Source organism: Halorubrum sp. SD683 (assembly GCF_002135045.1).
GTDB classification, from domain to species: Archaea; Halobacteriota; Halobacteria; order Halobacteriales; family Haloferacaceae; genus Halorubrum; species Halorubrum ezzemoulense.
The window spans coordinates 20,091-38,120 of the sequence record NZ_NEWJ01000022.1 but is presented as its reverse complement, the minus strand read 5'-3'; the positions used below and the strand labels follow the sequence as shown (position 1 = coordinate 38,120).

Genomic DNA, 18,030 nt, shown 5'->3' with positions numbered 1-18,030 from the left:
AGACGGTCCGGATCGGGGCGCTCCAGCCGACCTCCGGCGACCTCAAGTACTACGGGCAGATCAGCCTCCGCGGGTTCTACTCCGGGTTGGCGTACAAGCACGACCTCGACCCCATCGAGGAGGCGACGCCGGGCACGTACACGGTCGAGCCCGAGGGCGGCCCGACCTACGAGATCATCGTCGAGGACACCGGCTTCAGTCCGGATACGGCCCAGAGCGTCGCGACCGACCTCGTCTTGGAAGAGGAGGTCGACATCCTGTTCGGCGGGACCTCCTCCGACAGCGCGCGCCGGCTCATTAACACCGTCGTCGACGAGACGGACATCCCCTACCTGATCGGGCCGGCGGCCGACGCCGGCATCACGGTGAGCGACGAGTTCTGTCACCCGATGGCGTTCCGCGCGAGCGAGCACACCGCGATGGACGCGCGGGCGGGCGGCACGTACGTCGCCGAGAACTTCGACATCGACACGGTCGCGGTGTTCGCGTCCGACAACGCGTTCGGGCAGAGCGTCGCGGAAAACTACACTCAGGTATTGGAGAACAACGGGGTGGAGGTCTTGGAACCCCGCTTCGTCGAGGTCGGGTACTCCGAGTTCGACGGGCTCTTCGAACAGGCGATGTCGGACGGCGCGACGGGCGTCGTCGGCGGCTTCACCGCGTCCACGCTGCCGCAGTTCCTCACCTCCGCGATCTCCTACGACGTCCAGGTGTTCGGCGGGTTCGCCGCCCTGCTGACGACGCAACTCATCGGCGGGACCATCGAGTCGGCGCTGGGCGAGGGCTTCACCGAGCAGGATATCAAGGACGCCGGGCTCGGACCGTTCACCAGCCGGTACCACTGGAACCAGTACGAGAACTCGATCAACGAGGAGTTCCGGCAGCTACACATCGACGCGTACGGCATCGTGCCGGACCTGTTCAGCGCCGGGACGTTCACCGCCGCCTCGGCGCTCTCGCAGGCCGTCTCGGAGACCGGCTCCACGGACGGCGCCGACATCGCCGAGGCGCTGCGCGGCATGACCGTCGCTGAAACGCCGAAGGGCGCGGACGGGTACACCTTCCAAGAACACAACAACCAGGCCGCCTCGCAGATGACGGTCGCGTGGCCGGTCCCGACCAGCGACGAGTACGCCGACACCTGGGGCGCGCCGATCATGCCCGGCCAGCCCCTCGAACGGCTCGACGCCGAGGACGTGATGGTCCCCGAAGAGGACGCGAGCTGCTCGCTGTAATGCTGCTGGAGACCGAGGGGCTCACGAAGCGCTTCGGCGGCATCACCGCCGTCGACGGCGTCGACTTCGCGTTGGAGACCGGCGAGCTCTGCTCGATCATCGGCCCAAACGGCGCGGGGAAGACGACGTTTTTCAACCTGCTCACGGGCGTGTTGGAGCCCTCCGACGGGAGCATCCGGTTCGCCCCATCGGGCGGCAGAGACGCGGGGGCGGCCTCCGCCGGTGCCGACGGGACCGGCTCCGCGATCGACATCACGACGGCCTCGCCGGACGAGACGGCGCTCGCGGGGATCCACCGGTCGTACCAGATCACGAACCTCTTCCCGACGCTGTCGGTGCTGGAGAACGTCCGCGTCGCCGCGCAGGCGAGCCGCGGGAACGACTCGTGGAAGCTGTGGCGCAACGTGACCGACTTCGAGGACCACTACGCGGAGGCGACCGCGATCCTCGAACGGATCGGGCTGGCCGAGGAGGCCGAGACCGTCACGCAGAACCTGAGTCACGGCGAGAAGCGTAGCCTCGAGATCGGGGTCGCGCTCGCCGGCGACCCGGATCTGCTCCTGCTCGACGAGCCGACCGCCGGCGTGTCGAGCGAGGGCGTCGACGAGGTCGTCGCGCTGATCGAGGACGTGGCCGAGGATCACTCGGTGATGCTCATCGAACACAACATGGAGGTGGTGATGGACATCTCCGACCGTATCGCCGTCCTCCACCGCGGCGAGCTGATCGCCGACGGGCCGCCCGAGGACGTTCGCGGCGACGAGGACGTTCAGGAGGCGTACCTCGGCGGGTACGGCCGCGAGGGATCCGCCGACGGACGAGAGCGCTCCGCCGACGAGGGAGGGCGCTCGGACGGCGACGCGGCCGCCGACGGCGGCCGACGCGTGCGCGCCGGGGGTGAGTCGCGGTGACGACGCTCGAACTCGACGGCGTCCACACCTACTACGGCGAGAGCCACATCCTTCAGGGGTTGTCGCTGTCGGTCGAGGCGGGCGAGATCGTCGCCCTCGTCGGCCGGAACGGCGTCGGGAAGACGACCACGCTCCGCACCGCGCTCGGGCTCACGCCGCCCCGCGAGGGGACGGTCCGGTTCGACGGGACGGACGTGACGGGGATGGAGCCCCACGAGATCGCCGCCCGCGGCATGGGGTGGGTGCCGGAGGAACGACGCGTATTCTCGCATCTCACGGTCGAGGAGAACCTCCGCGTCGCCGCCCACTCGGCCGCCGATCCCGGCGCTCGGATCGCGGGGGCGTACGAGCTGTTCCCGGCGCTCGACCGCTTCGCCGACAAGGAGGCGGGCGACCTGAGCGGCGGGCAGCAGCAGATGCTCGCGATCGCCCGAGGGATGCTCGGCGACAACGACCTGCTGCTCGTCGACGAGCCGAGCGAGGGGCTCGCGCCACAGATCGTCGAGGACGTGGTGGAGGCGCTGCGCGCGGCCTCCGCGGACACGACGATGGTCCTCGTCGAGCAGAACTTCCGGCTGGCGATGGATCTGGCCGACCGCTTCTACCTCATCGACCACGGCGTCGTGGTCGAGGAGGGAGAGACCGCCGGCGTCACGAGCGAGGACGAACGGATCCGGAGGTACCTGACCGCATGAGCCTCGGACCGCTCGCGGGGGCCGCCGCGCAGGTCGCCCCGCTCGTCGACCCGGGCGCGCTGCTCGCGACCGGCGGCGCGGTCGACGGCCTCCAGACGGCCACTCGCGTGCTCGCCGAGGGGATCGGCAAGGGCGCGGTGTACTTCACCATCGCGGTCGGCCTGACGCTTGTCTTCGGGCTGATGGGCGTGCTCAACTTCGCGCACGGCGCGATCGCGATGGTCGGCGCGTACCTCGGCGGCTTGGTTCTCGTCCTGCTCGTCGGGGCGAACACCGGGACGGTCGCAACGATCCTCGTCTTCTTCGTCGCGCTGGCGCTCGTGTTCGCGGTCACCACCGCGGCCGGCAGCGCGATGGAGGTGACGCTCATCCGGCCGATCTACGACCGGACGCCTACCTACCAGATCCTGTTGACCTTCGGCGTCTCGCTCATCATCGAGGAGGTCGCCCGGATCGTCTTGACGCTCCGGGGGATCCAGCCGAACCCGCAGTGGCAGGCGCCGATGGGCACCGCGCCCGACGTGCTGCTCGGGCGGACCGAGCTGCTCGGCGTCGGCGTCAGGCGGCTGTACCTCTTCGAGGTCGCTATCGGCGCGGTCGTCGCCGTCGCCGTCTGGGCGTTCCTGACGAAGACGCTGTACGGCCTCTACATCCGGGCCGGCAGCGAGGACACCGAGATGGTCCAGGCGCTCGGCGTCGACGTGCGGCAGGCGTTCACCGTCGTCTTCGGCGTCGGGACCGGCCTCGCCGCGGTCGGCGGCGTCCTGCTGATGTGGGACCCGATCTGGGGCCCCAGCGTCCTCCTGAGTATCGACGTGCTGCTGTACGCGTTCGTCGTCGTGATCATCGGCGGGCTCGGGAGCTTCACCGGGACGCTCGTCGCGGCGGGCATCGTCGGGATCGCCGACTCGGTGACGACGTGGTTGTTCACCACCGGGATCGTCACTTTCCCCGGCCTCTCCGAGGTGACCATCTTCCTCCTGCTCGTGGTGATGCTGATACTCCGCCCGCAGGGGCTCTACGGCGTCGAGGAGGTGGGAGGCCATTAGCGACCCCGACTCCGGTGTCGACGCGGACGCCCCGGCGGACTCCGACGGGTCGGTCGGCGACGCGGGCGCACCGGTCGACGGTTCCGGCGCTCACGTCGACGAATCGGACGCTCCCGTCGACGAGACGGATCCGGTTCCGCCGTCGAAGGCAACCGGCGGCCTCCGCGAGTACCTGCGAGACCACGCGGTTCACGCGGCCGTGATCGTCGGGTTCCTGCTGTATCCGCTCGGCTACGAGGCGCTGCTCGCGACGCCGGCGGCGCCGCTCGCGGAGACGTTCCTCCCCGCGATCACGTTCATGGTCGTGGTGCTGTACATGGGGCTGTTCGCGATGAGCTTCGACTTCGTCAGCGGCTACACCGGCTACCTCTCGTTCGGGCACGCCGCCTTCTTCGGGACCGGCGGCTACTTCGTCGTCCTCGCCGCGAACGGGCAGGTGCCGGGGATCCCGGGCGGGACGCCGTTCATGATCACACTCCTGCTCGGCGCGGTGGTGGCCGGCCTGCTCGCGCTCGTCATCGGGTCGGTGTCGTTCCGGCTCACGGGCGTCTACTTCGCGATGATCACGCTCGGGTTCGCGCAGGTGATCTACGAGCTGATCCGCTCGTGGGGGTACGTCTCGACGAACCCGACCGAGGGCGCGACGGTGAGCGGCGACGCGCTCGCCATCGGCGTCCCCTTCGTCGACGCGCTGAGCCTCGACGTGGGGCGGCTCACGGGCGAGAGCGTCGAGAACCTGCTCGGCCTCGGGATCGACCTGTCGGCGACCGTGGTCTCGTACTACGCGCTCGGGATCGTAGTGGTCGTCTGCTACTTCGCGATGCAGCGGATCATCCACTCGCCGTTCGGGCGCGTGATGATCGCCATCCGCGAGAACGAGGAGCGCGCCCGGGCCGTCGGCTACGCGACCTACCGGTTCAAGCTGGCCGCGTTCGCCATCAGCGGCTTCTTCGGCGCGGTCGCCGGCGGGATTTTCGCCGCCTACTCGCGCTCCGTCGCGCCCGACGGGACGTTCTACTTCCTCGTCACCGCCGACGCGCTGATCACGACGATCGTCGGCGGGTTCGGCACCCTCGCGGGGCCGGTGTACGGGACCCTGTTCACGCAGGGGTTAGAGGACGTGCTCTCGACCGAGAGCGGCGGGATCGCGACGCTGCTGCGCGAGGAGCTCCCGGCGAGCGTCCTCGAAGCGGATCTGTTCGGGATCAGCGTGGAGCTGTTCGTCAACACCGCGGTCGACGGGCGCGCCCCGCTGTACCTCGGGATCATCTTCGTGCTGTTCGTGCTGTTCGTCCCGAACGGCATCCTCGGGACGCTACGCGACCGGCTCGGCGGCACCGTCGGGAAGCGGCTCCCGGACCACCTGCGGCGCTACCTCCGGTAGCGTCGCGGGCCCGCGGCTCCGCGGCCTCCGTCGCACGTCCCGCGACGGACCGCGACGTAGACACACGACACATGACCGATATCACGCGATACGACGGAGCGAACCGAACGCGGCGCGGCGAACCGGACCGAACGCGGCGCGGAGGAGACGGATGACCGTCTCGATCACCGGACTGGGGACGTACGTCCCGGACGAGACGATCACCGGCGAGGCCATCGCGGCCGAGAGCGGCATCCCGGAGGAGGTCGTCGTCGAGAAGATGGGCGTCCGCGAGAAGCACGTCTGTCCGCCGGACGACGACCACGCGACCGACATGTCGGTGACGGCCGCCGAGCGCGCGCTCGCGGACGCCGACGTCGATCCGAGCGACCTCGACGTGGTCGTCTACCACGGATCCGAGTACAAGGACCACGTCGTCTGGTCGGCCGCGGCGGCGATCACCGACCGACTCGGGGCGACGAACGCGTACGCGACCGAGAGCTACACGCTGTGTGCGGGCGCGCCGATCGCGCTCCGACAGGTGACCGCCCAGCTGGAGACCGAGCCGATCGACACCGCGCTGCTCGTCGCCGCGAGCCGCGAGGAGGACCTCGTCGACTACGGCAACGAGGACAGTTCCTTCATGTTCAACTTCGGCAGCGGCGCGAGCGCGTTCGTCGTCGAGGTGACCGACGGCGGATCGGTCAACGACGAGGCCGATCGCTTCGACGGTCGAGCGCGGGCGACCGTCCGCGCCAGCGCGGCCCAGACCGACGGCTCGTTCGCCGGCGACGTGGTGATGCCGGCGGGCGGGTCGAAGCGCCCGCCGAGCGAGGAAACCGTACGCGAGGGGCTTCACACCCTCGACGTGCCCGACCCGGACGGGATGAAAGAGCGGCTCGGGCCCGTCTCGCTGCCCGCGTACCTCTCGGTCGCCGACACGGCCCTCGAACGGTCCGGGCTCGACCGCGACGACCTCGACTTCGTCGCGCTCACACATATGAAGCGGTCGTTCCACGAGCGGGTCCTCGACGAGCTCGGCCTCGATCCAAGGAGCGACGGCTACTACCTCGACGAGTTCGGCCACGTCCAGAGCGTCGACCAGGCGCTCGCGCTGGAGCGTGGCGTCGAGACCGAGCGCCTCGAACCGGGCGACCTCGGCTGCCTGCTCGCGGCCGGGACGGGGTACACGTGGTCCGCGACAGTGATCCGGTGGCGAGGCTGACCGCTTGTAAACAGCGGAGCGTCTCACGGTTCTCCAGAACTCGCAAGACAGGGGGCTCGACTGATCTCTGTGCGGTTCCGTCCGAGACGGACGATTCGATTACTTACACTGTTACGTCGCGGCTGCCCCTTTGAGTTCCCGCCCCGCACAGCACCTCACGCCTCCCCAGCCTCGTCGCTCACGCCCTCCGGGCGTTCGCGACTCCCTCGCGCACTCCTCGCGCCACCGCTTCGACGCGTCGTCATTTACAAAATGGCTCGGCCGAGCGTCCGCCTCCGTCGGTCAGTCGCCGTCTCCGTGCGGGACGGACAGCACCGTCGCCTCGCCGGAGAGGACGCGCTCGTCGCGCTCGGGGACGGTCGCGGTCGTCTCGACCGCGACCCGGTCGCCGCCGATGTCGTCGATGACGCTGACGCTCGCTTCGACCGTCTCCCCCGGGTACACCGGCTTCTCGAACGACAGTTCCTGCGAGAGGTAGACGATGTCGCCGGAGAGCCGCGCGAGCGCCGCGGAGACGACCGCGGCCGAGATGATTCCGTGCGCGACGCGGCCGCCGAACATCGTGTCGGCGGCGTACTCGTCGTCGAGGTGGATTGGGTTCTCGTCGCCCGAGAGGGCCGCGAACGCCTCGATCGTCTCCTCGGTGATCGTTACTTCGTGCGTCGCCGTCTCGCCGACCGTCGCGACTGGCATACCGATCGGACGCGCGCCCGCCGCCTCAATCCCGCGGTTCAGCCTCGAACCCGTGCTGCGTCGGGGACTACCTCCGGCGTGGATCAGTCGTCCGCCGGCACGTCGACCACGTCCGCGTCGGTGGGGTTCGCGCCGCCGTACGCCTCGACCAGCTCGTCCAGTCGCTCCGGATCGTCGGCGTGGGCCAGCGGCTCCGTCGCCGTCTCGCAGGCGGCGTCGACGCCGAGGCGGTCGCAGACCTCGTCGACGGTCGTCTCGGCCATCTGGCGGTAGGTGGTCAGCTTGCCGCCCACGACGCTGTACAGCCCGGCCGCGCCGTCGCGGTCGTGGTCGAGCAGCGTGAACCCGCGCGAGATCCCGCGGCGGTCCGACCCCGCCTCGTCGGGCGAGTAGAGGGGGCGGACGCCCCACCACGTCCGGACCGTCGGCGCGTCGGCGACCGCGGGGAGCATCGCGGCGCACTCCTCGACGGAGCGCTCGACTTCCCAGTCTTCCGTCTCGTAGTCGTCGGGGTCAGAGACCGGCACGCTCGTCGTCCCCAGCACGACCTCGCCGTCGTGGGGCACGACGATGTCACCGTCGTCGGGGTCGCGACACCGGTTCAGCACGGGCGGCGCTCCGTCGTACTCCACCGAGACCATCACGCCCCGGCTCGGGGCCATTCCGACCTCGACGCCGGCCATCTCGGCGATCGAGTCGGCCCACGCACCGGTGGCGTTGACGACGATGTCCGGGGTCAGGGTCGCATCGACCGTGCCGCCGACGCGGACGGACTCGACCGCGCCGTCGTGGACCGTCACGTCCTCGACCGGCGCGTGCGGGTGGACGGTCGCGCCGCGGCGCTCGGCGTCAGCGGCGTTGGCGGCAACCAACCGGGACGGGTAGATGACGCCGTCCGGGACGCGGAACGCCTCAGCGACCTCGTCGGCGAGGCCCGGCACCGCCTCGCGGGCGGCGGCGCCGTCGAGCCGTTCGGTCTCGATGCCGATCGCCTCGCAGGCCGCGATCTTCTCCTCGAAGTAGTCCGGGTCGTCGCCGTCGAGCCGGACGAACAGGCCGCCCGTTTCGCGGACGCACGCGCCGGCGATATCGCGGAGCGTCCGGTTCTCGACGATACACTCCTCGGCCCCCTCGGCGTCGGCCTCCGCGTAGCGGGCCCCGCTGTGGAGGAGGCCATGCGACCGACCGGAGGTGCCGCTACCCAGGCCGCCGCGGTCGACGAGCGTCGCGTCGACGCCGCGCATGGCGAGGTCCCGAGCGATGCCCGTTCCCGTCGCGCCGCCGCCGATGACCAGCGCGGTCGGGTCGGCGCTCACGCGTCGGTCACCCGGGTTGGCGCGGGAGCGTGCTCCGCCGCGAGACGCCGTCGATTCCGGTCACTGTCGATCATGCCATATATACGCATTCCGCGCACTTGAGACTGCCGTCGAACGAGGGAGAAAACCGGTTTCGAAAGGGTGTTACCGGCCGAATTCCGGATCCGGCCGCGACGGCGGCTCAGCGCGGTCCGCCGGCGTCGGCGGGGCAGGTGTCGACGCCGAGCACGGAGTAGAGGCCGCAGGTCCCGGTCGCGGCGGTCGCGAGCATCGCGAGGGCGACGACGCCGAGCACCGGGGCCGCGACCGCGGGGAGGGGCCCGGAGCCCGCGAGGGTGGCTAACGAGGCAGCACCGGCGACGGCACCGACCGCAGTCCTGACGCGCTTGTCCATCGCACCGACGTTTTGGTTCATGCGTCACAATACGGCTCACGGCCGTATGAACCTTTCCACCGCCGACTTGCCTCTCGCGTTCACCCGAACTCGTCGAGGCCGGTCTGCGAGGTCGCGTCGGCGTCGTCCCCGTTCGGCTCGGCCGGCTCGCCGTGGTCGGCCGCGATCGACCGCGCGGCCCCGACACCCCCCGACAGTGACGCGCGTCGCGCGATCTCTTCGTCGCCGAGGCGGGCCGCGGCCGCGCCGTGGACCGCGCCGTAGCGCTCGCGGAACTCCTCCCGGGCCGCCTCGTAGTCGACGACGGGGTACGGGTACGCCTCGCCGATCTCGATCCCGACCTCGCGCTGGACCGCGAGCGGCGTCTTCTCGGGGGCGTCGAGGTGCGCGGCGGGGAGCGGGTCGAGCTCGGGGACCCACCGCCCGACGAACTCGCCGTCGGGGTCCTGATCGCGGACCTGCTTGCGGGGATCGTACAAGCGCAGTCCCGGGCGGCCGACCAGCCCGCACTGCGACTGCCACTGGGTGTAGTTGATCGCGGGGTCGCCGTCGATCAGGTGCTCGTAGAAGTGGTCGGCGCCGATCCGCCACGGCTGTTGGAGGATGTGAAAGTAGAACGACGCGCACAGCGCCCGCATCCGGAAGTTCAGCCACCCCGTCTCGCGCAGGCAGCGCATGCTCGCGTCGACCATGGGGAACCCCGTCTCGCCGCGCTTCCACGCCGCGACGAGGTCCGGATCGTGGCGGTCGCCGTTGAACCCCTCGTACACCGGGTTCACTGCGCGGTCGAGCCACCCCGGCCAGTCGAGCAGCTTCTGCGTGTAGTGGCGGTTCCAGAACAGCCGCGAGACGTACATCGACTTCCCGCGCCCGTCCGGCGCGCGCTCGTCGACGTGGCGGTGGACCTCGCGGACCGACAGGCAGCCGAACCGGAGGTACGCCGAGAGGCCGCTCGTCCCCTCGCGGGCGTCGACCGGCGAGGATATCGACCCCGGATACTCGGCGATCCGCTCCGCGAACGCGCGGAGTCGATCTTTCGCCGGACCGCGTCCGCCCGTCGGGACGCGCGTCTTCGTCGGGGCGACTCCGTAGGCGTCGCTCACCCGGTCCGGGTCGACGCCCGTCTCGACGCGCTCAACCGCGACCGACCGGGGGTCCCAGTCGAACGGGTCGGCGGCGAACCAGGACTCGACGCGGTCGCTCCAGTCCTCGCGGGGTCGGTCCGCGTCGCGGACGAGCCCGTCGCCCGCGACGAAGCGGACGCCGAGCCGCTCGCGGGCGCGCTCGTCGCGCCGGCGGCCGTACCGCCCGCTCGCCGTCGCGCTCGCGACGACCTCCCAGCCGGCGTCGACGAACCGGGCGAGCACGTCCAGCGGGTCGCCGTGGCCGTACGTCAGCCCCGCCCCGCCCACGTCGCGGTACTGGCGGTCGAGGTCCCGCAGGCAGTCGTGAAGGAACTCGATCCGGGCGTCGCAGGCCGCGCCGCGCTCGTCGTAGAAGCCGGGGTCGAAGACGAACAGCGGGAGGATCCGGTCGGCGTCCGCCGCGGCCGCCGCGAGCGCGGGGTTGTCCGCGATCCGCAGATCGTCTCGGTGCCAGACGACGGTGCCCGGCTCGTCGGGAGCGTCGTGGGACCGAGAGATCGACCGAGCCGCATCCGGGCCGGGAGCCCTTGGAAGCGGCGCGTCCTCGCCGGGAGCCATGGGTTAGCTCCGTTACGAGTTCCCGTCGCATGGGCCTGTCGGCCGGGCTCGGACGCGGCGCGGGCTCGGGGACGGGAAACGTTGAATAGGGTTCCGCCACCGTTACTTCACGGATGTCTGACACAGACGAGACCGACGTACTGCGCGAACTCGCCTCGCTGCCGACGATCGCGAGCCCGCGCGTGTCCCCGGACGGCGAGACGGTCGCCCTCTACTACGACGTCACCGGCCGCAACGAGCTTCACCTTCTCAACCCCGCCGACGGCTCGTTGGAGCGGCTCAGCGACGGCGACGTGCCGCGCTCCGTCCGCGCCGGCTTCGAGTGGGACCCGAGCGGCGACCGGCTCTTCTACCACCGCGACGAGGGCGGCGACGAGCAGCACGACGTGTGGGCGATGTCGCTCGACGGCGAGAGCGAGCCCGTCGTCGAGATGGACGGCCAGATCCGGCTCCACGACGTGGGCGAGGACGGCGAGACGCTCCTGCTCGGCTCCAGCCGCGACGGGCAGATGAACCTCTACCGCCACGACGTGTCGACCGCCGAGACGACGAAGCTCACCGACTACGAGCGCGCGGTCGCAGCCGGCGAACTCTCCCCCGACGGCGACCGGATCGCGTACACCACGAACGAGACCGACGCCTACGAGAACAGCGACGTGTACGTCGCCGACGGCGACGGGTCGAACGCCGTGAACCTGGAGATCGGCGATGTCGGCGCCGAGGCCGCGCCGGCGGACTGGGGTCCTGACGGTGACCGCCTGCTCGTCGTCGACAACACCACCGACCTCGGGCGGGCCGGGATCGTCGACCTCGCCGACGGCGTCGAGGACGCGACGGTGACGTGGTTCGGCGAGGGCGAGTTCGAGGAGTCGCCGAGCCACTTCCTCGAGGGCGGCGACCGGTTCGTCGTGAGCCGGACGCGCGGGGCGGTGACGGTGCCCGTCGTCTACGACGCCGACACGGGCGAGAGCGAAGAACTCGACTTCCCCGCGGGCGTCGCGAGCGTCACTGAGGGCCGGCTGGCCGACGACCGCCTCCTCGCGTACCGGACCACGTCGAGTCGGCGGCCGGAGCTGGTGGCGTACGATCTCGCCACCGACGACGCCGAGACGGTGTTCGACGCGGAGTACGGGCCGTTCGACCCCGACGACTTCGTCGAGCCCGAAACGGTCTCGTTCGTCTCCGACGGGGTCCCCGAGACGCCGGCGCGGGCGGTCGACCACGACCCCTACGAGGAGTTCGAGATCGAGGGGCTGCTGTTCGACTCCGGTCGCCGACCCTCGCCACTGGTCGTCAATCCGCACGGGGGGCCGCGACACCACGACATGCGGCGGTTCAGCTACCGCGTCCAGTTCCTGCTCTCGCGCGGCTACTCCGTGCTTCAGGTGAACTACCGCGGCTCCACGGGTCGCGGCCGCGAGTTCGTCGAGGAGCTGTACGACGACTGGGGCGGCGCCGAGCAGGGCGACGTGGCGACGGGCGCCGAGCACGTCCTCGACGAGTACGATTGGCTCGACGAGGACCGCGTCGCCGTCTACGGCGGCTCCTACGGCGGCTACTCCGCCAACTGGCAGATGGTCCAGTACCCGGACCTGTACGCCGCCGGGATCGCGTGGGTCGGCGTGAGCGACCTGTTCGACATGTACGAGAACACCATGCCCCACTTCCGGACGGAGCTCATGGTGAAGAACCTCGGCGAGCCGGACGAGAACGAGGCGACCTACCGGGAGCGCAGCCCGGTGAACTACGTCGAGAACGTCGGCGCGCCCCTCCTAATCGTCCACGGTGTCAACGACCCGCGGGTGCCCGTCTCGCAGGCGCGGATCCTCCGCGACGCGCTCGACGAGGCCGGCTTCGAGGAGGGCGACGACTACGAGTACGAGGAGCTCGGCGAGGAGGGCCACGGCTCGGGCGACATCGACCAGAAGATCCGCTCGCTGGAACTGCTCGACGACTTCCTCGACCGTCGGATCGGCGCGGAGCGCACCGCCGTCGCCTCGCTGGACGACTAGCGAGGCGCGGTTCGGGCATTAGCGACGCGGCGTTCGACTGACGCCGGCGGTCGACTGGTGTCGGCGGGCGGGACCGATTACGCCGTGGTTTAACACGCGCTCGGTCGAACGGGGGGTATGGCACTCGCGGACCCCGATCTCTCGGACTCGACGGCGTTCATCACCGGAACGACGCGCGGCATCGGCAAACAGATCGCGCTCGCGCTCGCTGACCGCGGCTGTAACGTCGTCTCGACCGGCAAGACGACGGACGACGACGACTCCGAGCTGGCGGGGTCGATCGAGCAGACGGCCCGGGAGGTGCGCGAGCGCGGGCCGGAGGCGCTCGCGCTCGAACTCGACCTCCGCGACGAGGACCGCGTCGAGGCGGTCGTCGAGGAGGCGATCAACCGCTTCGGCGAGGTCGACATCGTCATCAACAACGCGAGCGCGATCCAGCTGGCGAACGTCGCGGACCTCCCGGCCGACCGGTTCGACCTCCTGACCGACGTGAACGTCCGCGGGACCCACCTCGTCGCGCACGCGTTCGCCGACCACCTCGCGGGGCTCGACGAGGCGTGGCTGCTGTCGAACTCGCCGCCGATCGTGACCGACCGCTCACCGGGGAAGGCGCCGTACGCGTGGTCGAAGCTCGGCATGTCGTTCATCACGCTCTCGCTCGCCGAGGAGCTGGCGAGCGACGACGTGGGCTGTAACACCTTCTGGCCGGTGACGACGATCGACACCCGCGCGACGCGCTACTTCGGGCTCGGGACGGAGGACGACTGGCGCACCCCCGAGGTCGTCTCCGACGCCGTCCTTGAGATCCTCGCGCGCGACCCCACTGAGTGTACGGGCAACAGCTTCTACGACGAGGACCTGCTCCGCGAGGCGGGCGTGACAGACTTCTCCGCGTACAACGTCACCGAGGGCGACCCGGCCCCCATGTCCGCGCGGCTGTTCGCGCCCGAGTTCGAGCGCGAGGACTGAGCGGGTCGACTCACTCCGCGACCGCCGCCCGCAGCGCCGCGGTCGCCGCTTCCGGGTCCTCGGCGGCCGTGATAGCCGACAGCGCCGCCACGCCGGTCGCCCCCGCCTCGACCACCGGCGCGGCGTTCCCCGCGTCCACGCCGCCGATCCCGATCACCGGGAGGCCGAGCGCGTCGGCGACCGCGGCGATCCGCTCCGTCCCGATCCCGTCGCGGTCGCCGGAGACGTCCTTCGAGTCGGTGCCGTAGACGGCGCCGACGCCAAGGTAGTCGGCCCCAGCGGCCTCGGCCTCGCGCGCCTGCTCCACCGTCGAGGCTGACACGCCGACGACGGCGCCTTCTCCCAGCCGCTCGCGGGCGACCGACACCGGGAGGTCCGTCTGCCCGAGGTGAACCCCGTCCGCGTCTATCGCGGCGGCGAGGTCGATCCGGTCGTTCACGAGCAGGGGGACGCCGGCCGCCGCGGTCAGCTCCCGGAGCCGGAGCCCCGTCTCGTACCGCTCGCGGTCGGTGGCCGCCTTGTCTCTGAGCTGGACGACATCGACGCCGCCGGCGAGCGCGGCCGCGACGACCTCGGGGGTCGACCGCCCCGCGGACCGGCTCACCGCGGTGACGAGGTATATTCGCCACTTAGTGATATTCATGCGTAATTATCGGCCGCGAGTCGGTGAAAACGGTTGCGCTCCGACCGCGTCCCCACCCGCGACGGACAGACACAAGCCCGCCCGGCCCCTACGATAGTTCCATGTTCCCCCGGCTCCGGCGGATCGTCGCTCGCGTCGCGGAGGCGGTGGCGGGCGCGCTCGACCGGGCCGGCGTCATCGACCGGTCGCGGCTCGACGAGACGATGGGGCTCGCGTGGCCCCGGATCGTGACTGGGTTCGCGATCATGTCGAAGAACACCGTCGACCTCGCGGTGATCGGCTACGCGGTCGGCGTCTCCGCGGTCGCCGGGCTCGGGTACGCGTTCGCGTTCTGGCAGCTCGCGAAGTTCGTCTCCATCGGGCTCGCCGGCGGCACCGTTTCGCTCGTCTCGCAGAACTACGGCGGCGACGAGCGCGGGCGGGCGGGGCTCGTCGTCAAGCAGTCGCTGATCGTGGCCGCGCTGCTCGTCGCGCCGATCGTCGCGGGGTACGTCCTCGGCGCGGAGCGACTGGTCGCGCTCGTGGGCGGCGACGGCGCGGCGCTGTCCGCCGGGACGACCTACCTCGTCGTCACGGCGCCCGCGCTCGCCTTCGAGTTCTTCAACATGATCGCGAGCCGGACGTACGCCGGCGTCGGCGACACGGTCACTCCGATGGTCGCGCGAGCCGGCGGCGCGCTGTTGAACGTCCTCCTCACGACGTGGCTCGTCCTCGGGGCCGGCATGGGCGTGTTCGGCGCCGGGCTCGGTACCGCGGTCTCCATCGCCGCCGTCGGGCTCGTCCTCGCGTGGGGGATGTCCGGACGGTCGTACTTCGGCCGCGGCGCCTCGCCGGTCCCAGTCGGGCGCTCCGGGCCGTGGTTCGACCGCGGACTGACCCGGCAGCTGCTCCGCGTCTCCGCGCCGCTCATCGCGCGGCGCGTCGCCGAGGGGATCGTGGTCTTCCCGCTCCTGTGGATCGCGTCGTCGTTCGGCTCCGCGACGGTCGCCGCCCTAGAGGTCGGCCGCCGGGTCAGAGCGCTGCTCGGCAGCTTCAGCTGGGGGTTCTCGATCGCCGCGAGCACGCTCGTCGGCCAGCGGCTCGGCGCGGGCGAGGAGTCGCTCGCGACCGCGTACGGCCGCGACGTGATCGCGCTGTCGGCGGTCGTCTACGTCCTCGCGTCGGCCGCGGTGATCGCCGCCGCCGGCCCGATCGCCGGCGTGTTCGTCGACGATCCGGCCGCGGTGAGCGCGACCGCGGCGTTCGTCGTCGCCGCCGCGGTGAGCGCGGTGCCACTCGGCGTCGACGGCTCGATCACGGGGTCGCTCCGCGGCGCGGGCGACACGCGCTGGCCCTTCCTCGCGTCGATGGTGGGACTGTACGTCTTCGCGCTTCCCGTCGCGCTGGTCGGGCTCGTCACGCCGCTCGGCGTCGGCGGCCTCTACGCGGCGCTGGTCGCGGAGAAGCTCGTCCCCGCCGGACTGAACGGCTACCGGTTCCGGTCGAACCGGTGGCAGGCCGTCAGCCGGCAGTACCGCCCCGACGCGGGCGAGGTGGAGGAAGAGGTCGGATAGGGCCGCGGGCGGATCGGGAGCCTACTCGTCGGCGACGTCCTCGATCACTTCGACGCTGCCGGTGAGCTGCCGGTGGACGTACGGCATGTCAATCCCGGCGTCGTCGAACGCCTCCTTCACCGCGGTGACGTACTCGGAGCGCACGCGGACGAAGTCGCCGCGGTCGGGGTCCGCGATCCACCAGCGCGACTGGAGCCCGACGGCCGAGTCGCCGAGCTCGACGAGCCGGACCGAGACGCCCGGGTCGTCGAGGATCTCCTCGTGGGCCTCGGCCTTCTCGACGATGATGTCGGTCGCCGTCTCGATGTCGTCGTCGTAGCCGATCCCGAAGACGAACTTCTGGCGGAGCGTGTCGTAGGCGACGGGGTTCGTCACCGCGTTGTTCGCGAGATCACCGTTCGGGACGGTGACCAGTTCGTTGTCGAAGGTCCGGACCCGCGAGACGCGGAGATCGATCTCCTCGACGCGGCCGGACATGTCGCCCCACTGTATCCAGTCGCCGACCTCGAACGGCTTGTCCTTCAGGATGAACACGCCGGCGACGAAGTTGCCGAGGAGGTCCTGCGCCGCGAAGCCGACCGCAAGCGCGATGGCGCCGCCGAACACCGCGAACGCCGAGAGGAAGCCGCCGTAGCCGGCGACGGCGAAGCCGATGGCGATCGCCGCCACCCAGACCACGGCGTTGAGCACGTTCGTCCCGAGGCTCACAACCGCCTCGTCGAAGCCGCGCGACCTGACGATCCGTCGGAGCCCCGGAATGACGACGTACTTGCCGAGCAGCAGCACGGCCAGGAACCCGGCGACGAACCCGACCACCGAGGTCGCTATCGCCGCGACGTCGACCGCGGTTGTGACCGCGTCGAGCTGTAAGAGAAGCATCACCCGCCTTTTCACGAGGATATATAAAGAAGCTACTGGCGGCGCGGTTGTTTACGTCCGGTGGACGGACGGCCGCGTGGGAAACCGGTCGCTCGCACGGGGCAGCGGTCGCCGGCGGGAGACCGCGTCAGTCGCTCCGTACCGCGAGCGGTCCGTCGCCGCGGGCGACCGCGCGCAGCCGTCGACCGTGGACGTCGTCCGCCGCGATCCGCTCGCGGACCGCGGGCGGGATCCACGCCTCGCGACCGTCCGGTTCGGGCGCCGGCTCGATGCCCGCGGGGCGAACGTCGTCCGGGAGGTAGCGGGCGTACGTCGGGAGCCGCTCGCGGAGCGGGACGCCGCCGGCGTCGGCGACCGCCTCGAGCCCGCGGAGGTCGGGCCACTCGTACGCCGGGTTAATGTAGTCGTCCGTCACCGGCGAGACGCCGCCGAGGTCGTCGATCCCGCAGTCGACGAGGTCCGCCGCCGGCGAGAGGTTCGGCGGTACCTGAACGGACACCTCCGGCGGGAGCGCCGCGCGCGCCATCGCGACGACGCGGCGCATCGTCGCGAGGTCGGGCTTCGGGAAGTCCGAACGCTCGTTGGGGACGACGTTCTGTACTATCACCTCCTGGACGTGGCCGTGTCGCTCGTGGAGCTCGCGGATCGCGAGCAGGCTCTCGGCACGGTCGCGCCAGTCCTCGCCGATCCCGACCAAGATGCCGGTCGTGAACGGGACCCTCTGTCGACCCGCAGCGCGGATCGTGTTGAGCCGCTGGCCGGGCGTCTTCCGTCGCCCGCCGCTGTGCGCGTCCACGTCGGCGGTCGTCTCCAGCATGACGCCCATGGACGCGTTCACTTCGCGGAGGGCGGCGAACTGCGACTCCGTCAGGTCACCGGGGTTCGAGTGCGGGAGCAGCCCCTCCTCCAAGGCGATCTCGCAGGCCCGGTGGAGGTACTCGTGGATCGAGTCGAACCCCCACTCGGCGAGCGTCTCGTGGACCTCGGTGTACCGGTCGTCCGGCTCGTCGCCGAAGGTAAACAGCGCCTCCGTACAGCCCGCGTCGGCGCCGACGCGGCACTGCTCGCGCACCTCCTCGGGCGACAGCAGCGACGCCTCCCCGGGCGCGTCGTAGTAGGTACAGTACGTACAGGTGTACCGACACGCGGTGGTGAGGGGAATGAAGACGTTGCGCGCGAAGGTGAGCCGGTCGGCCGCGTCGACGTCGCCCGGGCTGACGGAGAGCAGTCGCTCGACCGCCCGCTCGTCGACCGCGACGTCGACCCCGTACTCGTCGGCCCCGGCGAACACGGGCGTCACTCGCGGTCGATGTTTAAAAAGGATCGCGGTTGCGGATCCCCCGGCGACACCGCGAGTGGTTACGTTGGCGCCCCCTTCGGTCGCACGACC

Annotated in this window: 16 protein-coding genes; 9 read left to right on the top strand and 7 right to left on the bottom strand. The window is 70.9% G+C overall.

Annotation, left to right across the window (positions count from 1 at the left end; translation table 11 throughout):
• The 6 genes from B9G49_RS07915 to B9G49_RS07890 all read left to right on the top strand — a co-directional run.
• A partial coding sequence (locus B9G49_RS07915) for an ABC transporter substrate-binding protein (RefSeq protein WP_086216008.1) occupies positions 1–1,235 on the top strand: 1,235 nt, incomplete at its 5' end.
• The gene (locus tag B9G49_RS07910) at positions 1,235–2,146 is read left to right on the top strand and encodes an ABC transporter ATP-binding protein (RefSeq protein ID WP_049932950.1); all 912 of its coding nucleotides are present in this window, start codon (positions 1,235–1,237) and stop codon (positions 2,144–2,146) included. The genes B9G49_RS07915 and B9G49_RS07910, both read left to right, overlap by 1 nt.
• A complete protein-coding gene (locus B9G49_RS07905; RefSeq protein WP_049932949.1) occupies positions 2,143–2,841 on the top strand; it encodes an ABC transporter ATP-binding protein in 699 nt (232 codons plus the stop codon). The genes B9G49_RS07910 and B9G49_RS07905 overlap by 4 nt, the downstream gene beginning before the upstream one ends.
• Positions 2,838–3,890 carry a branched-chain amino acid ABC transporter permease gene (locus B9G49_RS07900; RefSeq protein WP_086216007.1) on the top strand — a complete coding sequence of 351 codons (1,053 nt, stop codon included), beginning with the start codon at positions 2,838–2,840 and terminating at the stop codon, positions 3,888–3,890. Before B9G49_RS07905 ends, B9G49_RS07900 begins: the two co-directional genes overlap by 4 nt.
• Positions 3,891–4,089: 199 nt before the next feature.
• A complete protein-coding gene (locus B9G49_RS07895) occupies positions 4,090–5,274 on the top strand; it encodes a branched-chain amino acid ABC transporter permease (protein WP_080508617.1) in 1,185 nt (394 codons plus the stop codon).
• Between the two features lie 151 nt (positions 5,275–5,425).
• Positions 5,426–6,478: a 3-oxoacyl-ACP synthase gene (locus B9G49_RS07890; protein WP_086216006.1), complete on the top strand. Its 1,053-nt coding sequence runs from the start codon at positions 5,426–5,428 to the stop codon at positions 6,476–6,478.
• A gap of 282 nt (positions 6,479–6,760) precedes the next feature.
• Here B9G49_RS07890 and B9G49_RS07885 read toward each other — a convergent pair whose 3' ends face one another.
• The 4 genes from B9G49_RS07885 to B9G49_RS07870 all read right to left on the bottom strand — a co-directional run bounded on the left by B9G49_RS07885 (position 6,761) and on the right by B9G49_RS07870 (position 10,584).
• On the bottom strand, positions 6,761–7,171 hold the full coding sequence (locus tag B9G49_RS07885) for a MaoC family dehydratase (RefSeq protein ID WP_086216005.1): 411 nt from the start codon (positions 7,169–7,171) through the stop codon (positions 6,761–6,763).
• An 83-nt stretch (positions 7,172–7,254) separates the two neighbouring features.
• Positions 7,255–8,487, bottom strand: a complete 1,233-nt coding sequence (locus B9G49_RS07880; protein ID WP_086216004.1) for an FAD-dependent oxidoreductase — start codon at positions 8,485–8,487, stop codon at positions 7,255–7,257.
• 181 nt (positions 8,488–8,668) lie between these two features.
• Positions 8,669–8,902 (bottom strand): YgaP-like transmembrane domain, encoded by a 234-nt coding sequence (locus tag B9G49_RS07875; RefSeq protein WP_049932943.1) that lies wholly within the window; start codon positions 8,900–8,902, stop codon positions 8,669–8,671.
• Positions 8,903–8,961: 59 nt separating this feature from the next.
• Positions 8,962–10,584, bottom strand: a complete 1,623-nt coding sequence (locus B9G49_RS07870; RefSeq protein WP_086216003.1) for a cryptochrome/deoxyribodipyrimidine photo-lyase family protein — start codon at positions 10,582–10,584, stop codon at positions 8,962–8,964.
• Between the two features lie 113 nt (positions 10,585–10,697).
• On the opposite strand from B9G49_RS07870, the gene B9G49_RS07865 reads away from it, so the two are divergent.
• Together B9G49_RS07865 and B9G49_RS07860 are read left to right on the top strand one after the other, a co-directional pair.
• Positions 10,698–12,596: a prolyl oligopeptidase family serine peptidase gene (locus tag B9G49_RS07865; RefSeq protein WP_086216002.1), complete on the top strand. Its 1,899-nt coding sequence runs from the start codon at positions 10,698–10,700 to the stop codon at positions 12,594–12,596.
• A gap of 117 nt (positions 12,597–12,713) precedes the next feature.
• Positions 12,714–13,565: an SDR family oxidoreductase gene (locus B9G49_RS07860; RefSeq protein ID WP_086216001.1), complete on the top strand. Its 852-nt coding sequence runs from the start codon at positions 12,714–12,716 to the stop codon at positions 13,563–13,565.
• 10 nt (positions 13,566–13,575) lie between these two features.
• Here B9G49_RS07860 and thiE read toward each other — a convergent pair whose 3' ends face one another.
• Positions 13,576–14,208 (bottom strand): thiamine phosphate synthase, encoded by a 633-nt coding sequence (gene thiE, locus B9G49_RS07855; protein WP_086216000.1) that lies wholly within the window; start codon positions 14,206–14,208, stop codon positions 13,576–13,578.
• Between the two features lie 101 nt (positions 14,209–14,309).
• Here thiE and B9G49_RS07850 point away from each other — a divergent pair, with 101 nt between their 5' ends.
• Positions 14,310–15,761 carry an MATE family efflux transporter gene (locus B9G49_RS07850; RefSeq protein ID WP_049932938.1) on the top strand — a complete coding sequence of 484 codons (1,452 nt, stop codon included), beginning with the start codon at positions 14,310–14,312 and terminating at the stop codon, positions 15,759–15,761.
• A 21-nt stretch (positions 15,762–15,782) separates the two neighbouring features.
• Here B9G49_RS07850 and B9G49_RS07845 read toward each other — a convergent pair whose 3' ends face one another.
• Positions 15,783–16,640 carry a mechanosensitive ion channel family protein gene (locus B9G49_RS07845; protein ID WP_086215999.1) on the bottom strand — a complete coding sequence of 286 codons (858 nt, stop codon included), beginning with the start codon at positions 16,638–16,640 and terminating at the stop codon, positions 15,783–15,785.
• Positions 16,641–16,767: 127 nt separating this feature from the next.
• Positions 16,768–17,931: a 7,8-didemethyl-8-hydroxy-5-deazariboflavin synthase subunit CofG gene (cofG, locus tag B9G49_RS07840; RefSeq protein WP_086215998.1), complete on the bottom strand. Its 1,164-nt coding sequence runs from the start codon at positions 17,929–17,931 to the stop codon at positions 16,768–16,770.
• Positions 17,932–18,030 lie beyond the last annotated feature (99 nt).

Coding starts and splice junctions, on each gene's coding strand:
- B9G49_RS07890 (WP_086216006.1), top strand. CDS start 5,426: ATGACCGTCTCGATCACCGGACTGGGGACGTACGTCCCGGACGAGACG.
- B9G49_RS07860 (WP_086216001.1), top strand. CDS start 12,714: ATGGCACTCGCGGACCCCGATCTCTCGGACTCGACGGCGTTCATCACC.
- B9G49_RS07875 (WP_049932943.1), bottom strand. CDS start 8,902: ATGAACCAAAACGTCGGTGCGATGGACAAGCGCGTCAGGACTGCGGTC.
- B9G49_RS07870 (WP_086216003.1), bottom strand. CDS start 10,584: ATGGCTCCCGGCGAGGACGCGCCGCTTCCAAGGGCTCCCGGCCCGGAT.
- B9G49_RS07865 (WP_086216002.1), top strand. CDS start 10,698: ATGTCTGACACAGACGAGACCGACGTACTGCGCGAACTCGCCTCGCTG.
- B9G49_RS07885 (WP_086216005.1), bottom strand. CDS start 7,171: ATGCCAGTCGCGACGGTCGGCGAGACGGCGACGCACGAAGTAACGATC.
- B9G49_RS07900 (WP_086216007.1), top strand. CDS start 2,838: ATGAGCCTCGGACCGCTCGCGGGGGCCGCCGCGCAGGTCGCCCCGCTC.
- B9G49_RS07850 (WP_049932938.1), top strand. CDS start 14,310: ATGTTCCCCCGGCTCCGGCGGATCGTCGCTCGCGTCGCGGAGGCGGTG.
- thiE (WP_086216000.1), bottom strand. CDS start 14,208: ATGAATATCACTAAGTGGCGAATATACCTCGTCACCGCGGTGAGCCGG.
- B9G49_RS07910 (WP_049932950.1), top strand. CDS start 1,235: ATGCTGCTGGAGACCGAGGGGCTCACGAAGCGCTTCGGCGGCATCACC.
- B9G49_RS07845 (WP_086215999.1), bottom strand. CDS start 16,640: ATGCTTCTCTTACAGCTCGACGCGGTCACAACCGCGGTCGACGTCGCG.